11 protein-coding genes are annotated in these 12,025 nt (G+C 32.0%); 7 read left to right on the top strand and 4 right to left on the bottom strand.

Translation table 11 applies throughout. The features are described from left to right. Positions 1-25: 25 nt before the first annotated feature. The 5 genes from PHH50_02465 to PHH50_02445 all read left to right on the top strand — a co-directional run bounded on the left by PHH50_02465 (position 26) and on the right by PHH50_02445 (position 8,241). Positions 26-3,205 carry a hypothetical protein gene (locus tag PHH50_02465; protein MDD3729155.1) on the top strand — a complete coding sequence of 1,060 codons (3,180 nt, stop codon included), beginning with the start codon at positions 26-28 and terminating at the stop codon, positions 3,203-3,205. A gap of 87 nt (positions 3,206-3,292) precedes the next feature. Then, entirely contained in the window at positions 3,293-3,892 is a 600-nt protein-coding gene (locus tag PHH50_02460) for a hypothetical protein (GenBank protein MDD3729154.1), read from the top strand. A gap of 92 nt (positions 3,893-3,984) precedes the next feature. After that, complete coding sequence (locus PHH50_02455; protein MDD3729153.1) at positions 3,985-5,379, top strand: pilin; 1,395 nt, start codon at positions 3,985-3,987, stop codon at positions 5,377-5,379. A gap of 7 nt (positions 5,380-5,386) precedes the next feature. Then, positions 5,387-6,973: a pilin gene (locus PHH50_02450; GenBank protein ID MDD3729152.1), complete on the top strand. Its 1,587-nt coding sequence runs from the start codon at positions 5,387-5,389 to the stop codon at positions 6,971-6,973. 2 nt (positions 6,974-6,975) lie between these two features. After that, a complete protein-coding gene (locus tag PHH50_02445) occupies positions 6,976-8,241 on the top strand; it encodes a pilin (protein MDD3729151.1) in 1,266 nt (421 codons plus the stop codon). On the opposite strand, the gene PHH50_02440 is transcribed toward PHH50_02445, so the two are convergent. Genes PHH50_02440 through rpmH form a run of 4 tightly spaced genes read right to left on the bottom strand, consistent with a single transcriptional unit; the run spans position 8,238 to position 9,684 of the window. Beyond that, positions 8,238-8,981, bottom strand: coding sequence for a YidC/Oxa1 family membrane protein insertase (locus tag PHH50_02440; GenBank protein MDD3729150.1), 744 nt, complete (start codon positions 8,979-8,981; stop codon positions 8,238-8,240). The two genes, PHH50_02445 and PHH50_02440, sit on opposite strands and share 4 nt — an antisense overlap. Before the next feature lie 29 nt (positions 8,982-9,010). Continuing rightward, positions 9,011-9,220 carry a membrane protein insertion efficiency factor YidD gene (gene yidD, locus PHH50_02435; GenBank protein ID MDD3729149.1) on the bottom strand — a complete coding sequence of 70 codons (210 nt, stop codon included), beginning with the start codon at positions 9,218-9,220 and terminating at the stop codon, positions 9,011-9,013. Beyond that, complete coding sequence (gene rnpA, locus PHH50_02430) at positions 9,213-9,548, bottom strand: ribonuclease P protein component (protein MDD3729148.1); 336 nt, start codon at positions 9,546-9,548, stop codon at positions 9,213-9,215. The genes yidD and rnpA overlap by 8 nt, the downstream gene beginning before the upstream one ends. 1 nt (position 9,549) lies before the next feature. Continuing rightward, positions 9,550-9,684 (bottom strand): 50S ribosomal protein L34, encoded by a 135-nt coding sequence (gene rpmH, locus PHH50_02425; protein MDD3729147.1) that lies wholly within the window; start codon positions 9,682-9,684, stop codon positions 9,550-9,552. A gap of 286 nt (positions 9,685-9,970) precedes the next feature. Between rpmH and dnaA the strand changes: the two genes are divergently transcribed. Next, positions 9,971-11,347: a chromosomal replication initiator protein DnaA gene (gene dnaA, locus PHH50_02420; protein MDD3729146.1), complete on the top strand. Its 1,377-nt coding sequence runs from the start codon at positions 9,971-9,973 to the stop codon at positions 11,345-11,347. A gap of 166 nt (positions 11,348-11,513) precedes the next feature. Next, the coding region (locus PHH50_02415) for a DNA polymerase III subunit beta (GenBank protein MDD3729145.1) at positions 11,514-12,025 on the top strand (512 nt) is incomplete at its 3' end.

Raw genomic sequence — 12,025 nt, 5'->3', positions numbered from 1 at the left:
GTATAAAATTTTTAAAGTTGAATAAATGATTTCTCTTCGTATTTTAACAGATAACAAAAATAAAAATGCCAATTATTTTTTATTGGCAATTTTTCTTTCTTTATCTTTTTCTTTTTTGTTTTTTCAATTCTCAACTAAAAATGCAATAGCAGAAGTAGAAACAGAATGTTCTTGTCCGTCTCTTGATACAAATAGATTTTGTGCTACATGTGGTGAAAAAGTAAAAGAAGAACTCCCTGATTCCTGCCATTATTCCCCTTCTCAAATTAAAGCAGCATGTGATAATTGTACACTGGTAAAAACAACAGCAGAAGAAGGAGAATGCACTTGGGAATGGGGATGGTATTGGACATGGAATTATCATGGAAGCCTTAGTTCATATTGGCCTTTTTATTACACCTATCCTTATACATTAAGGTTAAATAGAAACACTCTTAGATTAAAAGAGAGTACTTGTGGAGAAGGATACGGATGCTGGCAGCCTGATTGTGTTGATTGGCCCCCTCCTTCTCAGTGCGTCCTTGGTGAATTTGAAGAAGACATCACTCTTAGAGCCCTTCCTTATCCTCTTCCTTCGCTTCCCACTCCTCCTAGTGTAACAAGATCAGCAACAACTCCCTGTGTTAAGTATAAGACGCCTTGCGAATACCACGACGATGGTTCCCTTAAAAAAAGACAGAGCTCAGGCAAATCTGGTTTTTGTGATGGATATTCTATTCCAGAATATGATTTTTACGGTGATTACAACTGGTATTCTAATTATTATGGTCCAGCATATTGGAACTTTGAACTTCTTTGGGGAAATTGGTGGGGATATAATTATTATGGCTATCATGGCTGGTCTCCATATTGGTACTCCTATGGATGGACTTCCCGTTATTCTGATTACTTTTATTATAATGTCGGAGGATTTATAGCTTTTCCATGGTGGGGTCGTTATACTGATTCTCCATATCCTTCTTATACTTCTAAGTTTAGTTTATGCATGCCTTATTTAATCGGCGGAGGAAGACATTATGATGCAATATGTAAATACGAAATTCCAGAAATTACAACTCCTGACCCTAACCCTTATGTTAATTCTAATTGTTTTATAAGTGAAGGAGAACTTTGCCCTTCTTATAAAGAAAAATATCTAAGAGAATATCAAGATGACCTTATTTCCCAAATAGATACTTTGGGCAGTTATAAAAAGTTAGTTAATGAAGAAAAGGATCATTTGGAGAAAAATATTGAAATGATGGAGGCAAAAACAATATGGCTTGAAGAAATAGTATTAAGAATTGAATCTCTTATAGGAGATATTGAAGAAGAGGAAGAATCAGAAGGAAATCCTCATCTTCTTATTTTAATAAAATTTAAAAATTTATTAAATGATGAAAAAGATTTTAAAGAAAAGGAAAAAGAAATTAAAGAAAATATTATTCCTTTATTAGAAAATCTTGATAGCGATATTTCTTATTCACAAGGCCATTTAAATTCATTGTCTTCCGATACAAATAAATGTTATTCTGATGCTGATGATTGGAAATGCCGAGCAAATTGTAAGCAGGTCTGCAAGGTAGCGTTAACAAACTTAGCATCCCTTTATATCGCAAAAAGTTCTTTCTACCCTCCTTATATAACTCAAAATTATTCTTATATTCCCGACTATTTAGGAAACCTTGTTCCTCAACTTATAAAAGAAGATACTCATCCTGATTTATTTATTTGCCCTCCTGAAGGCGGACGATGCACTCCCGATGACAACAAATTATTTTGTACAGGAGTTTTCTGTTGGGATATTAATTTTATAAAAGAAATTTTCAATCTCTTTTCTCCAAGCGCTCATTACTTCATGAAGAGCTCAAATCCCCCTTATGCATGGAAAGACTCTTATCGTTCCGTTTATTCATCCTATTATTATCACTTCGGCAGTTTTTGGTATTACCTCAATCCTCGTCCAGGAGAAAATTTTTCATCCGCATATGGAACAAATTGGTATGATATCCAATGTTCTTGGGAAAGTGGATGTACGGGAGTAGGGGGAAACGATAATCCTTGTCCTATGGACTATTTAGACGGAAGTATTGGGCAATCGGAATTCGCATTAAATAGAACCGAAAAATGCAGAGAGCCAGTTCAATTTACAAGAATTTATGAAGATGTGGAACATTTTCGTGACAACAATTTCCCTTGTAATACTCTCCTTTATTTATGCGAAAAATATCCGAATGAAAATTTTTGCGAACCATATCCGTTTAAAAAAGAAGATTTTGAACGGCTGTGCGAAGAATATCCCGATGAAGAAATATTCTGCGACGCAATTGAAGGAAGCAAGCAATTAGCATGTAATCAACTTATTAACAGATGGCTTACTTGCATACCCTATCCCTCGGATGCCATGAATTTTACAACTCTTTCCGGAGATGCTGAAGAATTATGCAATGAGTATTCTGAAAAAAAGTTTTGCTCATATCCTGAAGATTTCAAACAAGTTTGTGGAAAAACCCTTTATAGTTATAACACTACCTGCAATGATTATTCGTTTGAAGATTTTTATGAATGTGGCGTTGACGGATTCTTTAAAAAGAGATGCAAAGTTGATTCTAATAGTATTATTAAAGATGCTATAGAAAAAAACAATCCTTGTTTTGTATGTGATTATTATTCTTATGATTCCTTCAAAAAAGCTTATAATGCCTGGCGCGGAACATTTGGATCAAATCGCTCAACTATTTCTTTTTTATGTGCAACAAGATTAAATGAGTTTTTAGAAAGATTTTATCCCGGAGAGCCGATAGCAGATCTCTGTGCACAGTATCCTTTTGACGACTTAACCACAGAACAGCGCAACGATATTTATGAAAGTTTTAAGGATTACATTTCCCGCATTCCTTTTATAGCAGGCACTTTTGCTGAAAAGAGCAACCGTCTCGCTTATGAATCTTTCTGCTGGTTTTCTTATTTTGAAAACAGCTGTGATGCACAGCCAATAATAGAAGATAGTGAAGCAAAAACAACTGAAAAGATTATAAGGGAAGTAAAAAAGATGGAATCCTATTGTGAGTTTAAGGAAGAAAAATTAAAGTATCTTTTTTATACTAACCCAACCCAATTTTGCAATAAATATAAAGAAGTATCAAATAAGATTGAGATATGCAAATCTTCTGAAAACTATTCATATTTTAAGTTAAAACATAACTGGCTGTGTCCTATTGAATAAAAAATCTTTGACCCATGAATGTTTTCACGGTATAATTTGGAATAAAAAGAATCCGCTAATCAATTATTTCCATTGTTTAAAAATATCATGAATAAAAAAATAAGTTTTATAAAAAAATTATTTTCAATATTAATTTTTTCTTTTATTTTTATGTTTGCCTTCTGGGTAATTTTTATTAATGAAACAAAAGCGGAAGGTCCTATAACTGTTCTTTCAGAAGAATGGTGCAATGAACTTTGTGAAGAACCTTATAGCGGTGGTGTTTGTGCTTATTGTGTTTTTGGACAAATAGAAGGAGAAGGAGGATGCGTTTTCGAATGGGGATATCAGTGGAGAATTACCAAACAGTGTTATATTTATAGCACGGGAATTTGGACAACTGGCTACTGTGGTCCTTATTATGCATATGCCTATCATATTCCAGTAAAGAGAACGCATGGATATTGTGAAGCAAAACAGGAAGGAATATCTGGCTATGGATGTGCTCCTGTTTGTGTAAGTCCCGTAGAAGACAATCCTTGTTTTTCTTCTTCTGCTATTCCTGACCCCGATTATTATTTAATTGGCTATCGTTATAATCCTCCCACCCTTGAAGAATTAGGCCTCCCCTCAGAACCTGTTTTAAGTAGTACAACCACCTCATGCTTTAGATTCGAAATAGGTTCTTGTGAATATTTACTTGAATAAAAATATTTTGAATTAGAATTTTAAAATATTTTCTTATTATTGAGATATTTTTTATTTTACCTTGCTCTTTTACTGTGGTATAATGGGAAAAAATGAAAATAATTTTATATTTTACTTCATTAAAGACAATTTTTTTGAATAAATATCTCCAAAAAAATGTTAAAACATTTTTTTCTTTTTTCTTAATTGTTGTTTTTTTTCTTCTTTTTATTCCTTTTAACAAAGTACTGGGAAGAAATTTAGAAACCATATATCCTGGGGCAGAATTTACAACAATTGCAACTCCAATTACAAGATATGTAGAATATATATTTTACCTTATAATAGGGCTCTCTGGAGTTTTCGCTTTTTTTTCAATCACAATTGGAGGACTAATATATTTATCTTCCGCCGGCAATCCAGAAGAAGTAAACAGAGCAAAAAGAAAAATATATTCGGCAATATTTGGGCTCGCTATTCTTTTAGGATCCTGGCTTATACTAAATACTATAAATCCCTCTTTTTTACAATTAAGAGAACCAGAGGTCTATCCTGTCCCTTTGTCTGTTTCAATGTTTCAAGGAGGCAATTCTCTTTTTTCTCCGATTCTTCTTTGCAAACAAAGCGTAAGCAATATAAATTCCGTTCTTTTCACATCAACACCATCTGAAACCCTTCTTGAAATAAAAAAAGACATTGAAGAAAAATGTTATTCTTTAAGAGGAGTCGGAGGAATAATAGAAGACGAAGAATGGAGAAAACCCGATGAAAGATGGACATATTCAAGAATAATATATATATTTCCGGGCAATTATGGAAACCATCATGGAGTTATTCTTTTGGCTGAAGATCAAAAAGGACAGGTTGTTTATAACCTAACTGAAAATATAAAGGTTGTAAGGCCAATGGAAGGAGAAATCCCTACGGCCATCCCCTTTACTATGGTTAAAGAAGGAATTACATCCTTTAGGGATTATATAAGAGAAGTACAACTGTATAGATTTGTTGGAATGGACGGAAATCCCCAAAATCCAAAACAAGATGATGATGATTATAATGATATTTACGGCCCTTATTATTCAAATTCAATTATGGTTTCAACTTCAACATCACCAGGAATAGCAGCAGTAGAAATATCTTTAATAAGGGATACTACAAGCGGTGAGGAAGAAGAGGAAGAAGAAGAAGAGGACCCTGTTTCTGAATTAAGATTAAGATCAATGGATTTTTCTTATTATATTGTAGAAAATCTTTCTCAGAGGTGTGCTGGAGGATCGGAAAGCGGAGAAAAATGCGATTTGAATTTAAAAAAACCGACTATTGCCATATTTTATGTATGCCGTGATAATATACCATGGGAAGATGGAAGATCTTGCAGAATTGCTGTTTTTAATGAAAATAACAGCAATTTAAATCAAACAGATATGAAAGATTTTTGTTATTACCATGTTGATTTTCCATGCGCTGGTGGAATGTTTATTATAGCCGGCAGTATCGGAATATTTTAAAATAACCATGTTAAAAAAGATAAAAAAACAAAGAAAGGCAATCTTGTTAATATCTCTCTTTTTTCTTTTTTTTGCCTTCAATAAGGCGCTGGGAAGAAACTTAGAGATATCTTATCCAGGTTCCGGCTTTTCTACGATAGCAACACCTATCAACGTCTATGTAAGGTATATATTCGGCTTTCTTACGACAACAGTGGGAGTAATCGCTCTTTTATTCCTTATCTTGGGAGGATTAAATTATCTTGCTTCAGCTGGCAATCCCGAAGAAGTAAGCAAAGCAAAAAAGAGGATATTTTCAGCGCTTTTGGGGCTTTTAATCACTTTAGGGTCGTTTTTGATTTTGTTTAGAATATATTCTCCTTTTGTAATTTTAGATGATATTATAACCACTCCTATCTCTCCTATAGTAGATCAGCTTCAAAGCCAAAGCCCTATTATTTTTTGCAATCAGGAGATAAATGATATAAATTCCATTCTTTCTACGTCAACACCGCCCCAAGCTCAGCTTGATATAATAAATAATGTTAAAAATCATTGTGTGTTTGCGGGAACAGGCCCAATAATAAACAGAGTTTGGAGAACCCCTAGTGTTATATATATATTTCCAGGAATAAAAGGGACTCGTTATGGTGCTGTCTTTTACTCAAAAGATTACAAAAAAGCTCAGGTTGTTTATAATGTTGAAGAAGAAGGGGAAGAAATAGAAGTAAAAAAAATTACTCCTATGGAACTTCCTATATTCTTCAGCTATCCTTTTACTATGGTAAAAAGCGGCTTTGATTCTTATGATTTTTCTAGAGAAGTAAAAATGTATAAGTATCACAGCCAAAAAAATAATCCATTAAATAGACAACTAGAAGAAGACGAAGAAGATGAAGAAGCTCTTTTTTATAAAAGAATTCGCTCAACTGAAAGAAAACCTTTAGATTATTTCCATTGGTATTCTCCAAATAGAATACTTGGTTCAATAGATATTAACGATAAGTATGGATATATTCCTAAAACAATCGTAATTTTTTATATCGCTGACACATCGGAAGGGCCTCCAAAATGGGACGAGGGAGAATATTCAGAAATAGCTGTATTTACCGGAAATTATGACAATTTTAATACAACTATTATGAAAAAATGGGGAGAGGAAAGCGAACCCCAGTGTTTTGAAGAAGATGATGAAGAAGAAAGAGAATGTTCAATATGCTCATGGATCTGGACTTCCGAAGGAAAAGGAAGAGGGACACCAGGATTTTTCTATTGGAATAGGAATATAGGTGGAGGAATTTGTACATCGCCATGTAGTACCTGTGGACCCCCTCCTGTTGAGGATGGAGAATATGAAGGAGAATGTGTTTGGGTAAGTTGTCTTCCTGATGATACTCCCAGATGCTCTTGGGAATCAACAGGTACAGGATGGGTTATAAATACCGATAACTGTTCGCCAGCATCTCATTTAAAGTGCCCTGAGCCAGACGATACTGGAGAAGTAATAGATGGATATACATGGATGACTTGTGTTTCTGATGAAATAGAAACTACAATCATGCCATGTGCAGGAGGAAAATTAATTATTGCAGGAGAATTTGGGATATTTAAATAACCATGTTAAAAAAGATAAAAAAACAAAGAAAGGCAATCTTGTTAATATCTCTCTTTTTTCTTTTTTTTGCCTTCAATAAGGCGCTGGGAAGAAACTTAGAGATATCTTATCCAGGTTCCGGCTTTTCTACGATAGCAACACCTATCAACGTCTATGTAAGGTATATATTCGGCTTTCTTACGACAACAGTGGGAGTAATCGCTCTTTTATTCCTTATCTTGGGAGGATTAAATTATCTTGCTTCAGCTGGCAATCCCGAAGAAGTAAGCAAAGCAAAAAAGAGGATATTTTCAGCGCTTTTGGGGCTTTTAATCACTTTAGGGTCGTTTTTGATTTTGTGGAATATAAATTATTCTTTCACGGTTTTGCAAGAACCAACTCTAAATCCTGTACCGGAAGCCCGTGTTATTCTTAAAAATGAAATTTATTCTCCTATTTTGTTTTGTGAAGAAGAAATAGATGATATAAATATTCTTGCTCAAAATATTGACGACACTACGGATATTGCCGCTCTTTTTGAAACAATAAACAATGTTAAGGAACACTGCGTTTTTATAGAATTATTTGAAAATTTTACAGTTCCTTCAGAGTGGAGGGAACCGGAAATAATATATATTCTTCCAGATCTTGAAAAAACTCCAAATCAAAAAATTTACTACGGAGCATATTTTCTCGAACTTAGAGATGGAGAACTCGGATACGGACAAGTTGTTTATAATCTCACAGATGAAGTTAAAATGATTACGCCAATGGATCCTCCTATATATTATGCCGCTGCTTTTGCAACTCGCTCGTGGGGAGATTCTTCTTATGAATTTCCCCGAAGCGTTAAATTGCATAAATATATCGACAGAGAAAAAAATCTCAGAAATCAACTAGAAAAAGATCCTGAAGATTGTGGACTGTCAGGCGATAGTACATGTTATGGTCCCTTTTCAACAGAAGAAGTAATAGAAGGAGAAGAAGAGGAGGAAGAAGAAATTATAGAAAGGCCTATAAGAGAATTCTTTTTAAAAAAGAATTTAACTATTTCATCGGCAACTGTTATCCCTGAGAACCTTCCTATTATTGTTTTCTTTTATCCTTATAATTGCGGAACCGAAGAAGAAGACGGAGGAGAAACTGTATGGATTAAACCTTCATTTGATAATGGAAAATCTTGCTCAGTGCGCGGAATTACTTCAAGTATTAATAAATTTCAAGACAGTAAAATAACTACTCGTCCAATGGGAGTAATAGTTATAGCCGGAAGTTTTGGAACTCGTTAGTTTTGTCTTTCTAAAGAAGAAAGAACATCGTTTTTATTTATTATATAGTGCTGTCCTATGGCAAAAAGAGTTGAAACTATCCAATAAAGGCCTAATGCCGAAGGAAGCTGAAGAAGAATAATCACGATGAAAAAAGGCAAAAAATACTGCATCTGTTTTTGCATAACAACCTGTATGTCGCTTTTTAAATCCCCTTTATTTTTATTCTTTATTTTTGGAATACTTATCTTCATTTGAAAAAATAAAGAAACGCCGGCTAAAATGGCAAAAAATAAATTAGGGTTCGCAAGATCTACTAATTTTAGAAAAACTGTAAATATTTCTTCAGGATGAGGAGTAACTGCGTATAGAAGATTCATTTGTTCCATCCCAAAACCATCCTTAAAAATTCTAAAAAGAGCAAGCAAAATAGGAAGCTGGATTAACAAGGGAAGACAACCTGAAAAAGGATTTATTTTCTCTTTTTTATAAAATTCCATTATCTCTTTAGTTTGTTTTTCTTTGTCATTTTTATATTTTTCCTGGATTTCTTTTATTTTTGGAGATAATTTATTTAATGATTTTTGTGATTTTATTGCTTTTGCTCCTAAAGGATAAAGAATTGTTTTTATAATAAGGGTAAATAATATAATTGTAATTCCAAGATCTCCTCCTGGAATGTAATAATAAATAAAAATAAGGCCGTTAAACAGCGGTTTATAAAAAAAAGATTCAAAAGCTATTTTAATAATTTCAATCATAATTTTTTAATTTTCCTTATTTTTAATATTTAAGGAATATCAACTCCTCCTTTATTAAAAGGATGGCATTTTAAAATTCTTTTAGTTCCTAAAAATATGCCTTTTAAGGACCCGTATTTTTCAACTGCCTTATAAGTATAATCAGAACAACTTGGATAAAACCTACAATTTTTTCCTAAAAATGGGGAAACAGAAAAATGATAGAAAGAAATAAGAAAAAGAATACTTTTTTTAAACATAGAGTTTTAATTTTTCAAAACATTCTTCTATATCTTTTTTTAGTGAAATAAAGTTTTCCGGAAGAGAAATAAAAAAAACAATACAGTCAATGTTTGTTTTGATTTTTGGTAAATTTTCTTTTATAACAGCCCTTGTCCTTCTTTTTATCAAATTACGAACTGTCGCTTTTTTATCAACTTTTTTACTGATAATAATTCCAAACCTGCTTTCTCCAAGCCCATTTTGGACGGCTTTTAAATAAAGAAAAATCCCTTTAATTTTTTTTCCTTTATTAAAAACAAGCTTAAAATCCTCCTTTTTTTTAAGGCGGTTTCCCTTAGAAAGCATATTAAACCGTTATTTTCTTTCTTCCTTTTTGCCTTCTGCTTTTTATAACTCTTTTTCCTGTTTTTGTTTCCTGCCTTGCTCTGAATCCATGGGCTTTTTTTCTTTTTCTCTTTTTGGGATTATAGGTAATAGACATATAAATTTAAAATTTTAAATAAAATACTGTTTTCTAAGTATAATACCAAAAAGAAAATAGGTCAAATTAAACATTTTCTTTTTTAAAATATAATAGGTATTAATCCACAACTTATACACAGGTTATTAACAGAAAACTTGATTTTACTTCTATTTTCCCTTAATTTGTATATGTGATATAATCGTATTTACAGATATAAGGTTTTTGCAATAATAAATTGGGACGGATAACTTCTTTATTTTCTCTTATTATATAGCAAATTAAGAGAATATAAAACGAAATATTTATGAATAAAGAGGACCTCTGGCAAGCTGTTCTTGCTCAAATCCAATTCAACGTTTCTCAGGCAAATTTTTCCACTTGGTTTAAAAATACCGAGATATCCAAAAAAGATGGAGGAAAAATTGTTGTTTCCGTTTCAAATTCTTTCGTTAAAGAATGGCTTGAAAATAAGTATAATAAGTTATTGATGAAAACCTTTCATAGTATAGACAGCGGAATTAAAGAGGTTGAATATATTGTTGGAAAAACAGAAATCAAAAAAGAAAAAAGAAAGGAAACTCCTCAAGTTATGCCGGTTAAATCTGAAAGCCAATTGGATTTTCAAGGCCTTCAAATAAATAAAGAAACCGGGCTAAATCCAAAATATACTTTTGATTCTTTTATAATAGGCCCTTTTAACGAATTACCCCATGCGGCAGCGCTGGCAGTCGTAAAAAACCCCGGACTTGTTTATAACCCGCTTTTTATATACGGCGGAGTAGGCCTTGGAAAAACGCATCTTCTTCAATCAGTAGGAAATGAAATAGTTAAAAATTTTTCAGACAAAAAAGTAAAATATATATCTTCTGAAAAATTCACCTCAGAGGTTATCACCGCTATTCGAGAACAGGGAGTTAAAAAAAATTCAATTGAAACATTTAAAGAAAAATATCGATGTGTAGACGTTTTAATAATTGACGATGTTCAATTTTTATCCGGGAAAGAAAAAACCCAAGAAGAATTTTTTCACATATTTAATATTTTATACGAAAATAATAAACAGATAATAATTTCTTCAGATAGGCCTCCAAAATCAATAATGTATTTAGCTGAACGCTTAAGATCAAGGTTTGAAGGAGGAATGACTGCTGATATCAGTATGCCTGACATTGAAACAAGAATAGCTATTTTAAAAGCAAAAGCCCAAGAAAAAGAAGTTTCTTTTTCTGAAGAAATTTATCAATATATAGCAGAATCAATAAAAACAAACATAAGGGAACTAGAAGGAGCTCTTAATAGAATTATTATTTTCCAGAAAATAGACAATAAAGATATAACTCTTGAAATTGCCCAAAAGCTTTTAAAAACATTGATAAATTCTCCCCAAAAAATACTTACTCCTAAAAAAATAATACAATCAGTAGCAGAGTTTTTTGATTTAAAAGAAAGAGAAATTTTAGCGCCATCAAGAAAAAAAGAAGTTGTTAAACCAAGACAAATAGCAATGTATTTATTAAGAGAAGAATTAAAAAGTTCCTTTCCTTTTATTGGAAGAAAATTTAATGGAAAAGATCATACAACCGCTCTTCATTCTTATAAAAAAATATCCCTTGAAATTCAGAAAAATAAAAAACTAGAGGAAGAAATTATACTAATAAAAGAAAGAATTCTTTCTAGTTGATAAGCTGTGGAAAAGAGGTTTATTTTTTGTAAATAAAAACAAAAGGAAAATAATTCACAACTTAATAGTATTTTAAAGAACAAGATAAAAAGCCCTTAAATAAGCTTAAAAAAAATATTATTAACAGCTATAATAACAATAAATAAATTAAATTATTAAAACTAATATGAAAGCAACAATTCTGCAAGAAAAATTAAAACAAGGACTAGGGATAGTTGAAAGAGTATCAGGAAAATCTCTTACTCTTCCTATTTTAAATAATATTTTAATTACAGCCGAGAAAAGCTTTATTAATCTATCTGCAACGGATCTGGAAATAGGGATTAATTGGTGGGCGCTTGCTAAAATTGAAAAAGAAGGAAGCGCAACAATTCCAGCTAAAATATTATCAAGTTTTATAGGGTTTTTACCAAATGAAAAAATAGAAATAGAAGAAAAAAAGAATAATCTTTCTGTCACTTGTAATAATCGCCAAACTCAAATATTAGGAATGTCTACTGATGATTTTCCAATAATACCAAAAATATCCGAAGGAGAATTTATATCCATATCTCCTTCTTCTTTCTGCGAAGGATTGGAATATGTTTTTGATATTGCAAGTCAAAGCACGGCAAGACCGGAAATATCGGGAATCTTTATTTCTTTTGATAAAAATAAAATTACAATGGCTTCTACTGA

It is taken from the genome of Candidatus Paceibacterota bacterium (assembly GCA_028697015.1).
Taxonomy (GTDB): Bacteria; Patescibacteriota; Minisyncoccia; order Minisyncoccales; family GWA2-38-27; genus JAQVFW01.
This window is presented reverse-complemented; position numbering and strand designations above follow the sequence as displayed.

Coding starts and splice junctions, on each gene's coding strand:
- rnpA (MDD3729148.1), bottom strand. CDS start 9,548: ATGCTTTCTAAGGGAAACCGCCTTAAAAAAAAGGAGGATTTTAAGCTT.
- rpmH (MDD3729147.1), bottom strand. CDS start 9,684: ATGTCTATTACCTATAATCCCAAAAAGAGAAAAAGAAAAAAAGCCCAT.
- yidD (MDD3729149.1), bottom strand. CDS start 9,220: ATGTTTAAAAAAAGTATTCTTTTTCTTATTTCTTTCTATCATTTTTCT.
- PHH50_02450 (MDD3729152.1), top strand. CDS start 5,387: ATGTTAAAAAAGATAAAAAAACAAAGAAAGGCAATCTTGTTAATATCT.
- PHH50_02465 (MDD3729155.1), top strand. CDS start 26: ATGATTTCTCTTCGTATTTTAACAGATAACAAAAATAAAAATGCCAAT.
- PHH50_02460 (MDD3729154.1), top strand. CDS start 3,293: ATGAATAAAAAAATAAGTTTTATAAAAAAATTATTTTCAATATTAATT.
- PHH50_02445 (MDD3729151.1), top strand. CDS start 6,976: ATGTTAAAAAAGATAAAAAAACAAAGAAAGGCAATCTTGTTAATATCT.
- PHH50_02455 (MDD3729153.1), top strand. CDS start 3,985: ATGAAAATAATTTTATATTTTACTTCATTAAAGACAATTTTTTTGAAT.
- PHH50_02440 (MDD3729150.1), bottom strand. CDS start 8,981: ATGATTGAAATTATTAAAATAGCTTTTGAATCTTTTTTTTATAAACCG.
- dnaA (MDD3729146.1), top strand. CDS start 9,971: ATGAATAAAGAGGACCTCTGGCAAGCTGTTCTTGCTCAAATCCAATTC.